The 18,519-nt window shown below is 62.4% G+C and carries 16 protein-coding genes; 11 read left to right on the top strand and 5 right to left on the bottom strand.

The window, feature by feature from the left end; translation table 11 throughout:
* Window positions 1–12 precede the first annotated feature (12 nt).
* The 3 genes from BTW08_RS12215 to BTW08_RS12205 all read left to right on the top strand — a co-directional run bounded on the left by BTW08_RS12215 (window position 13) and on the right by BTW08_RS12205 (window position 4,668).
* A complete protein-coding gene (locus tag BTW08_RS12215; RefSeq protein WP_075562789.1) occupies window positions 13–1,344 on the top strand; it encodes a DUF945 family protein in 1,332 nt (443 codons plus the stop codon).
* Between the two features lie 164 nt (window positions 1,345–1,508).
* Window positions 1,509–3,938, top strand: a complete 2,430-nt coding sequence (lon, locus tag BTW08_RS12210) for an endopeptidase La (RefSeq protein ID WP_075562882.1) — start codon at window positions 1,509–1,511, stop codon at window positions 3,936–3,938.
* A gap of 112 nt (window positions 3,939–4,050) precedes the next feature.
* Window positions 4,051–4,668, top strand: coding sequence for a LysE family translocator (locus BTW08_RS12205; protein WP_075562881.1), 618 nt, complete (start codon window positions 4,051–4,053; stop codon window positions 4,666–4,668).
* Window positions 4,669–4,683: 15 nt separating this feature from the next.
* Here BTW08_RS12205 and BTW08_RS12200 read toward each other — a convergent pair whose 3' ends face one another.
* The 3 genes from BTW08_RS12200 to BTW08_RS12190 form a co-directional block, all read right to left on the bottom strand.
* A complete protein-coding gene (locus BTW08_RS12200; protein WP_075562880.1) occupies window positions 4,684–5,340 on the bottom strand; it encodes an epoxyqueuosine reductase QueH in 657 nt (218 codons plus the stop codon).
* 88 nt (window positions 5,341–5,428) lie between these two features.
* Entirely contained in the window at window positions 5,429–6,346 is a 918-nt protein-coding gene (locus BTW08_RS12195; protein ID WP_075562788.1) for a DMT family transporter, read from the bottom strand.
* Window positions 6,347–6,506: 160 nt separating this feature from the next.
* On the bottom strand, window positions 6,507–7,274 hold the full coding sequence (locus tag BTW08_RS12190) for an SDR family NAD(P)-dependent oxidoreductase (protein ID WP_075562787.1): 768 nt from the start codon (window positions 7,272–7,274) through the stop codon (window positions 6,507–6,509).
* Window positions 7,275–7,716: 442 nt separating this feature from the next.
* Here BTW08_RS12190 and BTW08_RS12185 point away from each other — a divergent pair, with 442 nt between their 5' ends.
* Both BTW08_RS12185 and BTW08_RS12180 read left to right on the top strand, forming a co-directional pair.
* Window positions 7,717–8,976 carry an acyltransferase gene (locus BTW08_RS12185; RefSeq protein WP_075562786.1) on the top strand — a complete coding sequence of 420 codons (1,260 nt, stop codon included), beginning with the start codon at window positions 7,717–7,719 and terminating at the stop codon, window positions 8,974–8,976.
* A gap of 217 nt (window positions 8,977–9,193) precedes the next feature.
* A complete protein-coding gene (locus BTW08_RS12180; protein WP_075562785.1) occupies window positions 9,194–10,243 on the top strand; it encodes an oxidoreductase in 1,050 nt (349 codons plus the stop codon).
* 99 nt (window positions 10,244–10,342) lie between these two features.
* Here BTW08_RS12180 and BTW08_RS12175 read toward each other — a convergent pair whose 3' ends face one another.
* Window positions 10,343–11,920, bottom strand: a complete 1,578-nt coding sequence (locus BTW08_RS12175) for an altronate dehydratase family protein (protein ID WP_075562784.1) — start codon at window positions 11,918–11,920, stop codon at window positions 10,343–10,345.
* 247 nt (window positions 11,921–12,167) lie between these two features.
* Here BTW08_RS12175 and BTW08_RS12170 point away from each other — a divergent pair, with 247 nt between their 5' ends.
* The gene (locus BTW08_RS12170) at window positions 12,168–13,088 is read left to right on the top strand and encodes a LysR family transcriptional regulator (protein WP_075562783.1); all 921 of its coding nucleotides are present in this window, start codon (window positions 12,168–12,170) and stop codon (window positions 13,086–13,088) included.
* 174 nt (window positions 13,089–13,262) lie between these two features.
* Window positions 13,263–13,628 carry a hypothetical protein gene (locus tag BTW08_RS12165; RefSeq protein WP_075562782.1) on the top strand — a complete coding sequence of 122 codons (366 nt, stop codon included), beginning with the start codon at window positions 13,263–13,265 and terminating at the stop codon, window positions 13,626–13,628.
* 198 nt (window positions 13,629–13,826) lie between these two features.
* On the opposite strand, the gene nudE is transcribed toward BTW08_RS12165, so the two are convergent.
* Complete coding sequence (nudE, locus tag BTW08_RS12160) at window positions 13,827–14,420, bottom strand: ADP compounds hydrolase NudE (protein ID WP_075562781.1); 594 nt, start codon at window positions 14,418–14,420, stop codon at window positions 13,827–13,829.
* 143 nt (window positions 14,421–14,563) lie between these two features.
* Between nudE and BTW08_RS12155 the strand changes: the two genes are divergently transcribed.
* The 4 genes from BTW08_RS12155 (at window position 14,564) to BTW08_RS12140 (ending at window position 18,494) form a co-directional block, all read left to right on the top strand.
* On the top strand, window positions 14,564–15,223 hold the full coding sequence (locus tag BTW08_RS12155) for an HAD-IA family hydrolase (protein WP_075562780.1): 660 nt from the start codon (window positions 14,564–14,566) through the stop codon (window positions 15,221–15,223).
* A gap of 73 nt (window positions 15,224–15,296) precedes the next feature.
* On the top strand, window positions 15,297–15,689 hold the full coding sequence (locus BTW08_RS12150) for a S4 domain-containing protein (protein WP_075562779.1): 393 nt from the start codon (window positions 15,297–15,299) through the stop codon (window positions 15,687–15,689).
* A 120-nt stretch (window positions 15,690–15,809) separates the two neighbouring features.
* Complete coding sequence (hslO, locus tag BTW08_RS12145) at window positions 15,810–16,682, top strand: Hsp33 family molecular chaperone HslO (protein WP_075562778.1); 873 nt, start codon at window positions 15,810–15,812, stop codon at window positions 16,680–16,682.
* 228 nt (window positions 16,683–16,910) lie between these two features.
* Window positions 16,911–18,494 (top strand): phosphoenolpyruvate carboxykinase, encoded by a 1,584-nt coding sequence (locus tag BTW08_RS12140; RefSeq protein WP_075562777.1) that lies wholly within the window; start codon window positions 16,911–16,913, stop codon window positions 18,492–18,494.
* Window positions 18,495–18,519: the final 25 nt, after the last annotated feature.

Here is an 18,519-nt window from a genome sequence, read left to right as displayed (position 1 = left end):
CCGGAGCAGTGCATGCGTAAATGGATGATCGCAGGAGCAGTCGTGATCGTGTTGGCCGGCGGCGGCTACCTGGGGGCGCAGGCCTATTCCAGCCAGCGTTTCGATAGCGAGATCGACAAGCTGGTCGCGAGACTCGACGCTCGGCCCGGTTGGCAGGTGTCGCGCGACGATATCGACATCGGCTGGTTCCACTCCAGCGGTCGGATCGAGGCACGCTATATGGCGTCGACCGATGCCGATCCGGTCCTGGTCGAGGTGCCGTACGAGGCTGGCCATGGCCTGCTGGAAACGACCCTTGAAGGCGAAGCGCAGGTGAGGGGCAGCGACGGCGAGACGCTATTCGGTGACGTGCTCAAGAGCGAGGGGTCGTTGACCTGGAACGGACGCTTTCTGACCCGCGACCAGAAACTGGAGGCGCACTTCACGTTACCCGGCTTCTCGCAGACCGTCAGCGTACCGGCAAGTGAAGTGCCTGGTGAAGTGCCTGGAGAGGGCGGTGCCGGGGAAACCACTGTGCCCCGCGACATGCAGCTCGAGTTTGACGGGCTCGAGATGGACATCGAGCAGGCGGGCGACAAGGTTACCCTGAACGGCCAGGCACCGCGTCTGCGACTGGCCGACGATCGGAGCGATATCCTGATCGAGAACACCACGCTATCCGGCACGTTCGCAGGCGACGATCAGGCGTTCCAGCAGTCGGTGACGCTTGCCATCGCCGCCGCCACGGTCACGCCCGCCGGCGGTCCGAGCGTGGTCAGCAAGGATCTCGGCTACACGCTGGATGCCAAGCTCGACCCGCAGCAGTTGACGCTGCATGTGCAGGCGGATGTCGGCGATACCCGGATGCGGGACCAGTCGATGTTCAACGGCGGCCTCGAGCTGACCCTGGATCATGTCGACGGCGATGGCTACCGCGCGCTGGCAGCGGCACTCGACGATAACCTGCCCCGGATTCAGTCGGCCATCGACGCCGATGACGATCAGGCGCTCGAGTCCGCAATGGCGCCGCTGCGACCGTCGATGAAAAAGTTGCTGGCAGGATCGCCCCGTCTTTCGCTGGATCGCCTTACCGCCAACAGCCCGATGCTGGGGATGAAGATGCGTGGCCAGGGCGAGCTGGGTATCGATGGCAACGGCATCGAAAGCTGGAATTTCGATACGATGGGCGACGAGGCGATGGGACGCGAACTGACCCGGCGGCTCGATGGGCAACTGACGCTCGAGGGCGCACCGGCAATACTGCTGATGTACCTCGGTCTGCCGATGAGCAGCGATCCGTTGCAGATAAAACTCGCAGACGGCGTGCTCGAAATCAACGGCCAGCAGATGCCGCTGTTGCCGTAGCTCGTTTCGCTGAATCGACGGAAATGGCGTTTCAGACAGGCCGGGCCCTCGAGTCCGGCCTGTCTATTTATGCCCTTATCCCGTGCCTTTACCTTGAACTCCTGCCTCGCTGCCCGCATCCCTTGATCATTCGGCCAGAACTGGCCACGAACTCAGGGTGAATGATGAGCGAACATAATCGGGATTCCGCGGACACTTTCGATACCAGCCAGGAGTCGATCAATGCCGATGGGGAGGCGCAGCACTCGCCCCGCGGCGCTATCGTACCGTCCGGCGACTCCCTGCCGGAGCGGATCTATCTTCTCCCCATTCACAATCGTCCGTTCTTTCCCGCCCAGGTGCAGCCGCTGATCATTCAGCGTCAGCGCTGGGAAGAGACCATGAAGCGAGTCGGTAACACGCCCCATCACATGGTAGGGGTCGCGTTCGTGGGCGACGTGGGCATGGACGAGCTGGGGCCGGGAAGCTTTCCCGAGATCGGCACGGCGGTGAAGGTCCACCGCAACCAGAACGAAGAACACCAGATCCAGTTCATTGCCCAGGGTGTGCGGCGCTTTCGCATTCATCGCTGGCTCTCCAAGACGCCGCCGTATCTGGTCGAGGTTTCCTATCCCCGGGAGCCGGTCGATGCCGAAGCCGAGGAAGCCCGCGCCTACGCGATGTCGCTGATCAACGGCATCAAGGAGCTGTTGCCGATCAATCCGCTCTACGGGGAAGAGCTGAAGAGCTATCTCAACCGCTTCAGCCCGCACGAGCCCGGGCCGTTGACCGATTTTGCCGCCGCCATCACCTCGGCCAAGGGGCGCGAGCTGCAGAGCGTGCTCGAGACGCTGCCGATCATGGATCGGATGCAGAAGGTACTGCCGCTGCTGCGCAAGGAGATCGAGGTCGCCCAGCTGCAGAATCAGATCAGCGAGCAGGTCAACTCGCAGATGCAGGAGCGCCAACGCGAATTCTTCCTGCGCGAGCAGCTCAAGGTGATCCAGAAAGAGCTGGGCATCTCCAAGGACGATCGCGAGAGCGATGTCGACACCTTCCGCGACCGACTCGAGGCGCTCCAGGTGCCCGAGCGGGTGCAGACGCGCATCGACGACGAGCTCAACAAGCTGTCGGTACTGGAGACCGGCTCGCCGGAGTACGGCACCACCCGTAACTATCTCGACTGGCTGACCTCGCTGCCGTGGGGCATCACCTCGCAGGATCAGCTCGATCTCAAGCGCGCGCGTGGCGTGCTCGATCGCGATCATGACGGGCTCAGCGACGTCAAGGAACGGATCATCGAGTTCCTGGCCGAAGGCTCGTTCAAGGGCGATGTCGGCGGCTCGATCGTGCTGCTCGTCGGCCCGCCGGGCGTCGGCAAGACCTCCGTCGGGCGCTCGATCGCCGATGCCCTGGGTCGCAAGTTCTACCGCTTCTCGGTGGGGGGCATGCGCGACGAGGCCGAGATCAAGGGCCACCGGCGCACCTACATCGGCGCGATGCCGGGCAAGCTTGTACAGGCGCTCAAGGAGGTCGAGGTCGAGAACCCGGTGATCATGCTCGACGAGATCGACAAGATGGGGCAGTCGTTCCAGGGCGACCCGGCTTCGGCGCTGCTCGAGGTGCTCGACCCGGAGCAGAACGTCGATTTCCTCGATCACTATCTCGACGTGCGCCTCGATCTCTCCAAGGTGCTGTTCGTGTGCACCGCCAACCAGCTCGATACCATTCCGGCGGCGCTGCTCGATCGAATGGAGCAGATCCGGCTATCCGGCTATATCGCCGAAGAGAAAGTGGCGATCGCCAAGCATCATCTGTGGCCGAAGCTGCTGAAGCGGGACCGGATCCCGAAAAAGCGCATCAACCTGACCGATACCGCGCTCAGGCAGGTGATCGAAGGCTACGCGCGGGAAGCGGGCGTGCGTCAGCTGGAAAAGCAGCTTCACCGGATCGTGCGCAAGGCGGCGGTCAAGATGCTCGAGCAGGACCAGGAGACGGTCAAGATCTCGGTCAACAACCTGGAAGAGTTTCTCGGCGCGCCGCTGTTCCGCAAGGAGAAGGTACTCAAGGGCGTGGGCGTGGTGACCGGCCTGGCCTGGACCTCGATGGGCGGGGCAACGCTGCCCATCGAGGCCACCAAGGTGCACGCCCTGACGCGTGGCTTCAAGTTGACCGGCAAGCTGGGCGAAGTGATGCAGGAGTCGGCCAACATCGCCTACAGCTACACGCTGGGACACCTGGGCGAATACGGCGCCGATGCCGACTTCTTCAACGAGGCCTTCATCCACCTGCACGTGCCCGAGGGCGCGACGCCCAAGGATGGTCCATCCGCCGGTGTGACCATGACCACGGCGCTGATGTCGCTGGCCCGCAATCAGAGCATCGACCGGCCGCTGGCGATGACCGGCGAGCTGACGCTGACCGGGCAGGTGCTGCCGGTCGGCGGTATCCGCGAGAAGGTCATCGCTGCGCGTCGTAGCGACATCTTCGAGTTGATTCTGCCGGAGGCCAACAAGCGCGACTACGACGAGTTGCCGGATTATCTCAAGGCGGGAATGACCGTGCATTTCGCCAAGGTCTACCCGGACGTGGCCAAGATCGTGTTCGGCCGCTGAAGCGTCGACAACCGGCGGTATCTAATAGGGGCTTTAAAGGGGCAGCGCACTTGCGCTGCCCCTTTTTCGAAGTAGACAATCAGCGCTCATCGATATCGGATTGCTGAACGCCATGACCATCGAGAGCGCCGCCACCTACCTGCTGGCCATCTTCCTGTTTGCCATCACCCCCGGCCCGGGCGTGTTCGCCTTGATCGCCACGGGTGTGAATGCCGGTTTCCGCCGGTGCCTGCCGATGGCAGTGGGGATGACGATCAGCGACGTGCTCTATCTGCTGCTCGCGACGTTCGGCCTGGCGACAATCGCCGAACACTGGGGCGAGTTCTTTGGCGTGATCCGAATCCTGGGCGCGCTGTATCTGTTCTATCTCGGCTGGAAGCTATGGAGAGCGCCGGTGCAGAACGCCGAGGTGTTATCGCCCGGTAAATCTGGCGGCAATCTGGCCGGCGTGGCGCAGGGAGTCCTGATCTCCGCATCCAACCCCAAGGTGATTCTGTTCTATATCGCCTTTCTTCCCACGTTCGTCGATCTGGAGCGGCTCGGCGGCTCCTCTCTGGCGCTGTTGGTCGTGCTGACGGTCCCGGGTCTGATGGCGGGGCTCTGTCTGGTCGCTGCCGGTGCTGCAAGGGCTAGGAGAGCCCTGCGTTCGCCACGGGCGCAGCGCCGATTGAACCGGGGCGCCGGTTCGCTGATGATCGGCGCTGGCGCGCTATTGATAGCGAAAAGCTGATGGGGAGGGCGAGCGTCACTCGTCGTCGCCGTAGTACTGCACGCCGAGCTGGATCAGGTCGCGGCCCTGCGCCTTGCGGTGGAGGTTGGAGTCGCGTAGCGAATAGACGCAGCCACAATACTCCTGCTGATAAAAGCGCTCGCGCTTGCTGATCTCGATCATGCGTTTCGATCCGCCTTTCTTGCGCCAGTTGTAATCCCAGTACTCGAGCCCTTCGTAAGGCGCCGCGGCGCGGTGACCACAGTCGTTGATCTGATTCATGTCCTTCCAGCGCGAGATGCCCAGCGAGCTGGAAATCAACGTGTAGCCGTTCTCCTTGGCGTAAAGCGCCGTGCGTTCGAAACGCATGTCGAAGCACATGGTGCAACGAATGCCGCGTTCCGGCTCGTACTCCATCCCCTTGGCGCGGGCGAACCAGTTGTCGGTATCGTAATCGGCATCGATGAATTCAATGCCGTGCTGCTCGGCGAAGCGAATGTTCTCTTCCTTGCGCAGCAGATACTCCTTCTTGGGATGGATATTCGGGTTGTAGAAGAAAATCGCGTAGTCGATACCCGAGGCGTGCAGCGCTTCCATGACCTCTCCGGAGCAGGGAGCGCAGCAGGAGTGAAGTAGCAGCTTGGCGTGCCCTTCGGGCAGGTGGAGCGCTTGGCGCTCGTCGGCAGTGGACATGATGGGATCGACCTGATGGTTAAGCAATTTCTCAATCATCGCTCATGTTGGGTCGGGAGCCTTGTGTCGTCAACGTCGAGTGTCTGCTTCAGCGGCGTTGACGTCGGCTACTGACCAGGGCGACGCCGGCGGCGGCGATGGCCATGCCCAGCCAGGCGATCGGCGGCATCGGTTCGTCGATCAGCCACCACGAGAACAGGGCGGCGCAGGGCGGCACCAGGTAGAACAGCGCCGAAACCCGCGAGGCTTCGCCACGCCGGATCATCGCCAGCAGCAGCGAGATGGCGATCAGCGAGTTCCCGATGACCAGATAGGCCAGTGATCCGACGAGTGCGCCATCCCACTCGAGCGTGAAGTGACCGAACAATACGATCAGCGGCAGGGTCGTGATCAGCCCGGTGAAGTATTGGATGAGATTGGCACTGACCGGGTGCAGCGGCTGGCCGTAGCGCTTTTCGTAGAGCGTCGCGCCGCTCATCCCGATCAGGGCCGCGATCGCCAGCAACAGCCCGCCGGTGGTGATGCCTTCCACCGTCGAGCGCCCCAGAATGACCACCACGGCGCCGATCAGGCCCAGTGCGAAACCGATCCAGCGTCGCGTGCCGATGGTTTCCCCGACCATCGCCGGGGCGGCGAGGGCGACCAGTACCGGCTGCAGTGACACGATCAGCGCTACGACGCCGGCGGAGCTGCCCAGTGCGAAAGCGCTGTAGCAGCAGCCGAAGTAGACGGTCTGGATCAGAAATCCGACCACCGCCTGATGGCCCCAGGCGCTGAGTCGGGTCGGCATGGGTGGGCGCAGCCACAGCCAGACGGGCAGCATGATCAGCAGCACGAGAACGAATCGCAGCCCCAGAAACAGCAGCGGATCGACGTGCTGCGTGCCGATCTTGGCGACCGGAAATCCGAGTGACCACAACAACAGGAACAGCCCAGGGGCCGCGGTGAGCCATAGCGGTTGCCGTTCGCGAGCGGACGATGCCGCTGCGGGGGAAGATTCAGTCATGTCGATCCGTGATTACGATTGCGTTGTCGTTGTTGATATCCGCTTTGCGCGAAGCCGCGCGACGCATGAGGCTCTGCGTGACGGAGCATCATGCGGCGCGTGCCGACGGATTTCCAGCACTGTCTAGGCGGCTCCATTCGGCCTGCCTGGTATTCGTCCGTCAGTCCCGGTTAACGGCGAGACCGCCCCACGACTGGCACACCGGCATCAGCTCGAGACGGTTGATGTTGAGATGCGGCGGTAAGGTCGCGGCGAGAAAGACCTGCTCGGCCACGTCTTCCGGCTGGATCGGCTCGACGCCGCCGTAGAGCTTGTCATGGGCGCTCTGATCGCCCTTCATCCGCACCAGGGTGAATTCGGTTTCCGACATGCCCGGCGCGATGTCGGTGACGCGAACCCCGGTTCCCTTGAGATCGCAGCGCAGGTTGTAGGAGAACTGATTGACGAACGCCTTGGATGCGCCATAGACGTGACTACCCGGATAGGGCCACAGCGCGGCCGTGGAACTGATATTGATGATCGCCGCACCGCGGCCGACATCGATCAGTGTCGGCAGCAGCGTGCGCGTGACGTTGACCAGTCCGGTGATATTGGTGTCGATGACGGTCTGCCAGTCGTCCAGGTTGGCCTCCTGTGCAGGTCCGGCACCCAGCGCCAGTCCCGCATTGTTGACCAGAACCTTGACCGCCTTGAACGCCGCCGGCAGTTCCTCGACCACCTTGGCAATGCCGTCACGCTCGCGGACATCCAGCGTTGCGATATGCACCGGGACCTGATCCTGCAGCTGCTGCTTGACCGCTTCCAGCCGGTCCTGCCGGCGACCGGTCAGCACCAGGGCCCAGCCGGCCTCGGCAAACCGGTGGGCGCAGGCGCGGCCAAAGCCTGACGTGGCGCCGGTGATGAAAGCGATGGGGGGATGCTGACTCATGGTGACTCCTGGCGATGGATAGCATGCGAGTAAAGGGCATTCGGGCAGCCAGCATATTCGATTGGCTGCCATGACGAACCGCTTAGTCCCAGATTAGCGCATCCCGGCGCGTCCCGGTGCATGGCACGCGACGATGATATTGTGTCGGTCTTCGGCGACAGTCGTCGAGATTTATGTAAATCTCGGTGATTCCCAGTGTCGAAAGAGGATTTTCGTTGCCGTTCGATTACACTTTGCTTGCAGTGGTGGCACCATTCGCGCGGCTAAAAATAGGGTCCTGCATCGGTATTTCAACTCTCTTCAGTATGCCTTCGAGCCGGTCTCGGCGCTTCGATGGCAGTCGTCCTGGCCGCGCCATTCATATCGACAGGGCTGATTTTCTCGCCTTGTCTTGCAGATCGGGTTGCTGCCGTTCGCGGTGACGCCGAAAGGAGGTCGCATCATGGCCACGAGCAAGCGGCAGCGTTATTACGGTCTCGAGTGGCTGCGGTTTTTAATGGCGCTGTGGATGGTGGCCTACCATTTCGGCGGCATCTACGACGGCATGCCCGATATGCTGAGAAGTTTCATCGGCATGGGTTTCTTCGCGACCAGCACGTTCTTCATGCTGTCGGGCTTTCTGCTCGCTCATGTGGCGCTGGACGACGCCGGCGAGATGAAGATGCGTGGCCCGGCCTTTGTCGCCAAGCGGCTTTGCAATCTTTATCCGATCCATGTCATCACCATGCTATTGGCGATCGGTCTGCTGCTGCTTCAGTATCCCATCCGCCCCGAAGGGGTCTATGTCTACTTCAATACGCACCCCTACTATCCGCTGAGTGACGAAGCGCAGGCGGCGTTTTCGGAGCGCCTCTCCTGGCCCGGGGCGCTCAAGCACATCGCCTTGCAGTTGACGCTACTGCAGGCCTGGGAGCCGCGCTTTTTGTGGCTCAACGGCGCCTCCTGGTCGATCTCGGCGTTACTCTTCTTCTATGCCTGTTTCCCTTGGCTGGCCCCCCGGCTCATGCGTGTTCAGCGTTGGGGGCTGGTACTGGTCGCTATCTGGGGGCTCTATGCGCTGGGACCGCTGTTGGCGACCCTGGCGGGGGCGTTCGACTACGTCACGGTCGGCGTTCTTCATCGTAATCCCCTGTTCCGGCTGCCCGAATTCCTGGCGGGGATCGTGCTCTATCGTGCCTGGCAGTCTGACCGCGTGAGCGATCTGATCCGCCGTTTCCGCTATCCGGTGCTGGCGCTGGGTCTGTGCGGGGTACCGATCGGGGTGTGGCTGCTCAAGCTGGATGGATTGCACCTCTACTATCTGACCCACAACGGCTTCCTGTTGCCATTCCAGGCGCTGGTGTTGCTGAGTGCGAGTGCATTCGCGACACCGAACAGCGCAACGGTGAGAGCCTGGGCGCAGCGGCTGGGTGAGTCGGCGCTGTGCATCTTTGCGTTGCACACGCCGCTGATCGGGCCAACGGCCAGAGCCACGCGCTGGCTGCTCCAGTGGTGGCACGAGGGCTGGGTCGTGGATAGCGGCAACGCGGCGCTGAAATTCGCGATCCCGCTCTGGACCATGGTTTTCCACCTGGCGCTGATCGTCGTGCTGGCGCTATTGATGCAACGCTTCGTGGTGGCGCCCATGCGCCACTGGCTGGAGGCGAGACTGCCGGTCGCGTGGCAGCAGAGGCGGCCGAGACTGGCTGTCGCCGAGGCTTGAGATGGCAAGCGGAGCCGGTGGTGAAAGACGGTGCCGGTATGTCGCCGCGAGAGATCGCCGAGCCTGCAGTGGGTATCGGCCCCACCGTTTTGGGGAGATCATTGCCCGGCAAGTTGCGATACCCTAAGCGATTACGTGCTTCGCCGGGTTTGACTCAAAAGCTGGCTGTAGAACCGCCCGCGAAGCGATCGCGAACTCATCTTTAAGGGACCTCTGCATGAAGGGAACCATCGGTGTGGGTCTGGTTGGCTACGGTATGGCTGGCAAACGCTTCCACGCGCCCTTGATCTCCGCCCAGGACGGGCTTGCTCTGGTCGCCGTGGCGAGCCGAGACGCCGACAAGGTCCACGCCGACTGGCCGAGCGTGCCGGTGGAGCCGACACCCCAGGCGCTGTTCGCTCGCGACGATATCGATCTGGTCGTCATTCCCACGCCGAATGCCACGCACTACCCGCTGGTCAGCGAGGCGCTGGCGGCGGGCAAGCATGTCGTTGTCGACAAGCCGTTTACGGTGACGGCGGACGAGGCGCGCAAGCTGTGCGACCAGGCCGAAAAGGCCGAGCGTCTGTTGTCTGTCTTTCACAATCGGCGCTGGGATGCCGATTTCCTGACGGTGCGCGATCTGATCGACAGTCATTCGCTGGGTAAGATCGTGCATTTCGAATCGCATTTCGATCGCTTCCGGCCGGATGTCGTCCAGCGCTGGCGCGAGGACCCCGCGCCCGGCGCCGGCGCCTGGTTCGATCTCGGCTCCCATTTGCTCGACCAGAGTCTGGTGCTGTTCGGCACGCCGGAGTCGATCTCGCTCGATCTGGCCTGCCAGCGCGAAGGCGCCAAGGTCGACGACTATTTTCATGCGGTGCTGCGCTACGACGAATCTCGAGTGGTCCTGCATGGCGGCACGCTGGTGCCGGCTCCCGGGGCCCGCTTTACCGTTCACGGGACCCGGGCGAGCTACATCAAGCACGGCCTCGACCCGCAGGAAGACATGCTCAAGCGTGGCGACCGGCTGCCCTCGCCACAATGGGGTGAGGACTGGCGCCACGGCATGATGACGATCGGCCAGGTGCGCGAGGGCGGTCAGCCAGAGCTGCATGAGATTGCGACCTTGCCGGGTGACTATCTGGCTTACTACGCCGGTGTCCTCGACGCCATCCAGGGCGTCGCTCCGCTCCCGGTGACGGCGCAAGAGGCGCTCGAAGTCATGCGTTTGCTGGAAGCCGGTGTTCAAAGCGCAGAAACCGGGCAGGTCGTCAGGCTGTCCTGACCCGAGCAGCGATCTCCGCGTCGAACGTGAACGCCTCGAGCCAGCATTTGCTGGCTCGAGGCGTTTTGCGTCAGGCACTGAATGGTGGCGCGTCGACGCTCAGGTGATGACACCGATCTGCCAGGGCACGAACTCCTGCTGGCCGTAGCCGTGACGTTCGCTGCGGCTGCGTTCGCCGGAAGCCAGGGTCAGAAAGCGCTGGAAGATCTGTTCGCCGAGCTGCTCGAACTCGATGTCGCCGTCGAGCAGGGCGCCGCAGTTGATATCCATGTCGTCCGACTGGTGATGCCATAGGGCGCTGTTGGTCGAGAGCTTCATCGAAGGGACCGGGGCACAGCCAAACGCGCTGCCACGGCCGGTAGTGAAGGCGATCAGATTGCAGCCGCTGGCGACCTGGCCGGTGACGGAGACGGGATCGAATCCGGGGGAGTCCATGAACGCCAGACCTCGTTCGCGCATCGGCTCGGCATATTCGAGAACTTCGACCAGTGGCGTGGTGCCCGCCTTGGCCACGGCACCCAGCGATTTCTCGAGGATCGTGGTCAATCCGCCGGCCTTGTTGCCGGCCGAGGGGTTGTTGTCGAGCGAGGCCCCGCGAACCCGGCAGAACTCCTCCCACCAGTGAATGCGTGCGATCAGCTTGTGAGCAACCGCAGGGCTGACTGCTCGTCGTGTCAGCAGGTGTTCGGCGCCATAGACTTCCGGTGTTTCGGCGAGCACGGCACTGCCGCCGTGGGCGATCAGTCGATCGACGGCGGCGCCCAGAGCCGGGTTGGCGGTGATGCCGGAGTAACCGTCGGATCCGCCGCACTGCAGAGCGACGCGGAGATGCTCCACCGAACATGGCGTGCGTTCGATTTCGTTGGCCTCTTTCAGCAGCTGCTTGATGTGATGAATGCCCTCGGCGATGGCCTTGGTAGTGCCGCCGATCTGCTGGATGGTGAATGGGTGCAGCTTGGGTCCCGGTTTCAGACCCTGGGATTCGATCAGCGCATCGATCTGATTGGTCTCGCAGCCCAGTCCGATCACCAGGACGGCGGCGAAATTGGCGTGGCGCGCGTAGCCGGCAAGCGTACGGCGCAGCATCTCCAGCGCTTCGCCATCCGCGGCCACCGCACAGCCGACGCCATGAGTCAGGGCAACCACGCCATCCACGTTCGGGTAGGGTGCCAACGCCTCGGGATGGACGTCGCGGCGGAAATGGTCGGCGATGGCATGAGCCACCGTGGCGGAGCAGTTGACCGAAGTGAGAATGCCGATGTAATTGCGGGTCGCGACGCGCCCGTCCGCTCGCGGAATACCCATGAAAGTGGTGGCGGGGGCGACTGGCTCGACCGGATTGATTTCGGTGCCGATGGCATAGTCCTTCGAATAGCCCTGCTCATGGCCGGCGCCTTCCAGGTCGCCGATGCCGAGATTGTGGACGTGAACATGATCGCCGGCGGCGATGGGTCGAGTAGCACGACCGATGATCTGGCCGTAGCGGCGAATCATGTCGCCCGTCTGAAGCGAGCGCAGCGCGATCTTGTGGGCGGCCGGCACGGCGCTCGTCAGAATGACGCCCGGCATCACCTCGGTGTCTTTGGGTAACGGCACACGGGCGATGACGACATCGTCGCGCTCATGCAATCGGATGACCGAGGCGGGCGCCTCGGTGGTATGTTCGATTAGTGCCATGGCTTGGCTCCTCGGCTACGGCTGCCACTTTGGTCTATGCGACTTTTGGTTTAAATTCTTTTTTAATCAGATATTTATCATGATTTTGTCGGCTGGCGACACGGTATCCTTTCGGCGTGATTTCCACTACTGAGAGTTGCTGATCGAGTGATAACGTGCGTGCATTCCTCTAAAGTCTTGATCCATCGAAAGTCTCGATTCATCGAAAGCCTTGACCACTCGGCCCCGCCATAAAGGGATTTCCTCGATGCCCCCGACGCTGGAAACGTTGATGTCGCGCCTCCGTCTGCGCCAGCTGCGGCTGTTGATGGCGCTCGACGAATGTGGATCCATCCACAAGGCGGCCGAGCAGGTAGGCATTTCCCAACCCGGTGCGACGCGAGCGCTCAACGAGATCGAATCGACTCTGGGAGCGTCGCTGTTCGCACGAAGTGCACGCGGGCTGGAGACCAACGATCTGGGACGCTGCGTGGTGCGCTATGCCAGGCTGATCCAGACCGATGTGGCGCATCTGCGCGAGGAGATGATCGGCATTCAGCAGGGTTACGGAGGGCATCTGGCGGTCGGCGGCACCATGGGCGCCATCGCGACGATCGTCGAAGCTATCGTCAAGGTGCGTGCCGAACAGCCGTCGCTGTCGCTGCAGGTCATCGAGGACACCAGCATAGGGCTGCTGCGTCTGCTCGATCAGGGCCGTATCGATGTAGCGCTATGTCGTTCCAATTTCGGTCGCCGCCCCGGTGACTACCATAGTCATGGCAATTTCCCCGAACCGCTGTGGGTCGTGGCCAATCCGCATCATGCGCTAGCCGCGATCGAAGAGCCGGATTTCACCACGCTGGCCCGGCAGGCCTGGATCGTCTACCCCGTGAGCATGCCGCGGATGCTGGAGCAGGAGTTCGTCGCCGCCGGCCTGTCGCAGTCGGTGCAGTCGATCGAAATTTCATCGACCTACGCCATCCTGGCGATGCTGGAACGTGACTCTGGCGTACTGGCACTGCTGCCTGAGGGAATCGCTCGAGAACAGGTGGGGCGAGGGCGGGTGGGACGAGTGAATTACCGGTTTCGCACGCCCAATCCTGCCTTCGAGTTGCTTTGGCGGCGGGACCGGGAGCTGTCGCCGGCGGCGCGTCGCTTCATCGAGTGCTATGACGCCGAGGAGAGGTAAATCGAAATTTGCCAAGTCGCGGTTTTATGACTAAGTTTTGTATAACTTGTTTCGGCAAGGCAGTACCAGTAGCACTAGCAGTCGTCAGTAGTGCAAGCGTCTGGATCAGCGGGTTACCACCCACCTCTAGTCGCTGGACGGGCACTACTTCAGGATGAATTACGGAGGATTCTCATGAAAAAGCTCAACGCCGCCATTTTTGCCGCACTGATCGCACTGCCGACCGCGGGTGCATTTGCCCAGGATCAGGCGCCTGACGTCAGCCCCGAGACTGGGTCTGCCAATACACAGTCTGGCGGTTCTGCGCCGACCAAGGCTCAAGGTGCCACGGCAGCTGGAGAAAGCACTGGCTCATTGCCGTCCGAGAACAGCCTGCCGGATACTGACAATGCGCAGACCGGTTCTGCCAATACCCAGCCGGGCAGCCTCAAGGCCGACGGCCCGACGGCTCAGGACAAGTCCGCCGCCAAGGGCAAGATGCAGGACGATATGGAAAACAACCACGGCGTCGATTCCGCGCAGGACGTCGATCCCAACTGATCGTCTAGCGCTGATGATCAAGCGTTGTTGACTAGGTAATGCTCGCAGCAGTTCCCTAGTTTACTGTTCACGAACGCCCCGCTAAGCGGGGCGTTCGTCGTTATGGGGACTGTAACCAGACGGGCTGTGACAATAAGGGGTGTGACAATAAGGGCAGTGACAGGAAGGGCGGTGAAAAGATGAGTGGAGACGAGCGCCTTACCACCAACTCTCGGATTCTCGCTCCCCACGCAGTTTTTCGCGAGCAATGAACAGGGCGGCAATGGCGCGGCCCTCATGAAAGTCGTCGCGAGCCAGCAGCCCGGTGATATCGTCGATGGCGTGGGTTTCGACGATCAACGGCTCGGGTTCGTCCCCTTCGAGACGCTTTTCGTAGAGGTCGCTGGCCAACATCACCTGGATGCGGTGATTCATGTAGTTGGGAGCCAGCGATAGCTCGACCAGCGGCTCGATGCGATGGGCGCCGAAGCCGCACTCCTCCATCAGTTCGCGATTGGCTGCCGTGACGATGTCTTCGCCCGGATCGACCAGCCCCTTGGGAAGCGTCAACGTATATTCATCGAAACCGGCAGCATACTCGCGGATCAGCAGGACATGATCCGGATCCGGCATCGCCACCAGCATTACCGCTCCCCGCCCTTTGCCTTTCAATCGTTCGAAAGTGCGCTCCGCGCCATTGGCAAAGCGCAAATCGAGCGACTCGATGGCGAAGAGTTCGCTCTGGGCGACGTTGCGCCGCTCGAGAATCGACGGCTTGATCGAGGGGGGCGAGGAAGAGTCTGTCGGCGCCATGCGGCCTCCGTGCATCGGGCGGGTTGCTTTAGGTACAATAATCGACGCTTGCTCGTGTGGGAAATACCCATTCAACGCCCGGAAGGCGAGGGTGGCGTCCCTGCGGGACGTTTTATCCCGCCCGATTGCCGAGATGTCGCCTGATGATCGACTGGAACACTATCGACACCGTTTTCCTGGATATGGACGGTACGCTGCTCGATCTCCACTTCGACAGCCACTTCTGGCTTGAGCACCTGCCGCGTCGCTACGTGGAACTGCACCGCCTCGACGACTCGCATCGTACCGCGCTGGAGGCACGCATCCTCGATGCCCGCGGGACGCTGGACTGGTACAGTCTGGCGCACTGGAGCCGAGAGCTTTCGGTGGATATCGTGGCGCTCAAGCGCGAAGTCGCGCACCTGATCGGGTGGCGCGCCGACGCGCTGGCATTCATGGAATGGCTAGCGGCGGCGCCGGTCGAAGTCGTGCTCGCGACCAACGCCGACCGCGAGAGTCTCGGGCTCAAGCTCCCGCTGACCGGCCTGGACCGCTATGTCGATCGCATCGTGTCGTCGGCGGACGTCGGGGCGCCCAAGGAGCAGCCCGCCTTCTGGGAGGCGATGCAGACGCTGCACCCGTTCGACCCGGCCCGCAGTCTGTTCATCGATGACAATACCGATGTGCTGGAGTGCGCTCGGCACTACGGCATGGGCCATTTGCTGGGCATTCTCAAGCCGGATAGCCAGAAGGCCGACAGACCGCACCCGACGTTTACCGTTGTCGATCGTTTCGCCTCACTGTTGCCCGGCGCATCGAGTTGAAGTGCGGGTTGAAGCAGCGGCCAGCGGCCCCCATCTAGAGCGGTCGAGGTGACAGAACCATGATGATAAGCCCATGAGTGAAACGGTACGTATCGATAAATGGCTATGGGCGGCGCGATTCTTCAAGACGCGTCAGCTGGCCAAGAAAGCCATCGAAGGCGGCAAGGTTCGTTACAACGGCAGCCGCGTCAAGACCAGCCGCAACGTCGAGATCGGCGCCCTGATCGAAGTGCCCCAGGGTTGGGACAATGCGACCGTCGAGGTCGTCGCGCTGTCGGGACAACGACGCGGTGCGCCGGAAGCTCAGCAGCTCTATGCCGAGACGCCGGAGAGCATCGACCGCCGCGAACGTGAAGCCCACCAGCGCAAGCTGGCCAATCAGATGATGCAGCCACCGATCAAACGCCCGGACAAGCGCCAGCGTCGCGATATCCATCGCTTTCAGCGCCAGCCTACCGACGACTGACCGTCGGGTTCGCGAATTGCGTCAGCGCCGCTGGCCTACCTGCCATCGCTGGTTCCGTATTGATGAGACGCGTCGTTGACGCAATATCGTCCGGACCCAGCGTCTGAAGAGATATGAGTCATGAACGACGAAATCCAACGCTTTCTATTCGACGACACCAATGTGCGCGGCGAGATCGTGCAACTGGAGACGGCCTACCGCGAAGTTCTCGAGCGTCAGGCGTACCCCGAGCCCATTCGCCAGCAGCTGGGCGAGCTGTTGAGCGCGGTCGCGCTGCTGACCGAAACCGTCAAGCTCGACGGCACCGTGAGCGTGGAAGTCCGGGGCAAGCAGGGCGTCGACGTGTTGATGGCCGAGTCCAGCCCGGGCGGGCAGCTGCGGGCCATTGCGCGTTACGACGATGAGCAGGTCTTCGCCGACAATGCCACGCTGCGCCAGCTGGTCGGCGACGGTCAGATCGTGATCACGCTCGACCCCGCCGAGGGCAATCGCTACCAGGGGATCGTGGCACTGGAGCACGATCAGCTCGCGGCGTGTCTGGAAGCGTACTTTGCCCAGTCGGAGCAGTTAGCCACGCGGCTGTGGCTGAGCGCCGACGGCCAGCGCAGTGCCGGGCTGCTGTTGCAGCAGCTGCCGGACGATCACTCGAACAAGGACCCGGATGCCTGGGATCGGGTGGTGCACCTGGCGGCGACGATCACCGACGAGGAAATGCTGACGCTGCCGGCGCAGGACGTGCTGCATCGGCTGTTTCACGAAGAGACCACGCGTGTCTTCACGCCCAAGGCGCTGGCATTCGGTTGCACCTGCTCGCGCGAGCGGATCGCCAACGCCCTGCACACCTTCGGCGCCGACGAGCTGCGCGAGATACTCGATGAACAGAAGGCCATCGATACCCAGTGCCATTTTTGTCATACCCAGTACCATTTTAGTGCGGCGGAAATCGAAGCGATCATCGACTCGCCTCAGGCGCCATCGCCGACCGTACACTAGGGCGTGCGCCGCGCTCGGCATGCTTGCCGGGCGGCGCTTTGATCAAAGCCGAATTGACATCGGGCGGCCAGCGTTTGCGCGCTGGTCGCTTTTTGCCATAATGGCGATCCTTTTTCGCCCGCCAGGTGTCGAAGTCACCGGTTCCACCAGAGCGGTGGCATCGGGGTGGCGGGTCTATAACGCTGTGAAACGACACGGAACAGAGGCCCTCGAGCCCAGGACTGGACAATGACCACCTCTCAAGCCACCGCCCCGGCTGCTGGCGATTCCCGCCCCGCGAAAGCGCACACCAATTTGACCACGGCCGAGCTGGTCGAATATGCCCTCGCGCGAGGTGAAGGCGTGCTGTCTGCCAACGGTGCACTGGTGGTCGAGACGGGGGAGCGTACCGGGCGCTCTACGCTGGATCGCTTCATCGTCGAGGAGCCCTCGACGTCGGATCTGATCGACTGGGGGCAGGTCAACCGACCGATCGAACCCAACGTGTTCGATGCGCTTTGGGAGCGAGTGGAAGATTATCTGGTCGGTGGTGACACTTTCGTCTCCGAGCTGCATGTCGGCGCCGATCCGGAGTACTACCTGCCAATTCGCGTGGTCACGGAACAGGCCTGGCATAGCCTCTACGGGCGTAATCTTTTCGTGCGTCCCGATAACTGGAATCCGAAGGACAAGAGCGAATGGACGGTGCTGAGCGCACCCAAGTTCGTCTGCGCTCCCCAGCGTGACGGCACCCGCTCGGAGAGCACCGTGATGATCAATTTCGCCCGTCGCCGGGTGCTGCTGGCCGGCATGCGCTACGCGGGCGAGATGAAGAAGGCGATGTTCTCGGTACAGAACTTCCTGTTGCCGGAGAAGGACGTGCTGCCGATGCACTGCAGCGCCAACGTCGGCGAAGACGGCGAGACCACACTGTTCTTCGGGCTTTCCGGTACCGGCAAGACGACCCTGTCGGCAGATCCGGACCGTTACCTCATCGGCGACGACGAGCACGGTTGGGGCGAGGGTACGGTCTTCAACTTCGAAGGCGGGTGCTACGCCAAGACTATTGATCTGTCGCGCAAGAACGAACCGATCATTTGGGACGCGATTCGCTTCGGAACCGTGCTGGAAAACGTGGTGCTGGATAAAGCTCGGGTTCCCGATTTCACCGACGATAGCCTGACCCAGAACGGTCGCGCGGGCTACCCGCTGGAGTTCGTCGAGAAGCGTATCGAGGATAACCGTAGCGGCGAGCCGAGCGCGATCATCTTTCTCACCTGTGACATGAGCGGCGTACTGCCGCCGGTATCGCTGCTTTCCAAGGAAGCGGCGGCCTACCATTTTCTGTCCGGCTATACGGCCAAGGTCGGCTCCACCGAAATGGGGTCTACCAGCGGCCTGGAAGCGACGTTCTCGACCTGCTTCGGCGCGCCGTTCTTCCCTCGCCCGGCGCACGAGTATGCCGAGCTGTTGATCAAGCGTATCGAGGCGTTCGAATCCCGGGTCTATCTGGTCAACACCGGCTGGAGCGGTGGTGCCTACGGCAAGGGCGGCAGCCGTTTCAGCATCCCCACGACCCGTGCCATCGTCCGTGCCATCCAGGAAGGCGATCTGAAGAACGTCGAAACGCGTCATATCGAGGGGCTCAACCTCGACGTCCCGGTCGCGGTGGACGGGGTCGACGCCAAGCTGCTCGACCCGCGCGAGGCGTGGGGCGATCGGGACGCCTACCGTGAGCAGATGAATGCGTTGATTGCCAAGTTCACCGGCAACTTCGCCAAGTTCGACGACATCGACGCGGAGATCCTGGCGGCCGGCCCGCAGGTGCTCTAGCGCCTGAAGAAGCGCGCTGGCCATT

The sequence above is a fragment of the Salinicola sp. MH3R3-1 genome (assembly GCF_001937155.1).
GTDB classification, from domain to species: Bacteria; Pseudomonadota; Gammaproteobacteria; order Pseudomonadales; family Halomonadaceae; genus Salinicola; species Salinicola halophyticus.
The sequence above is the reverse complement of the archived record's forward strand: the minus strand, read 5'-3'. Positions and strand labels throughout refer to the sequence as shown.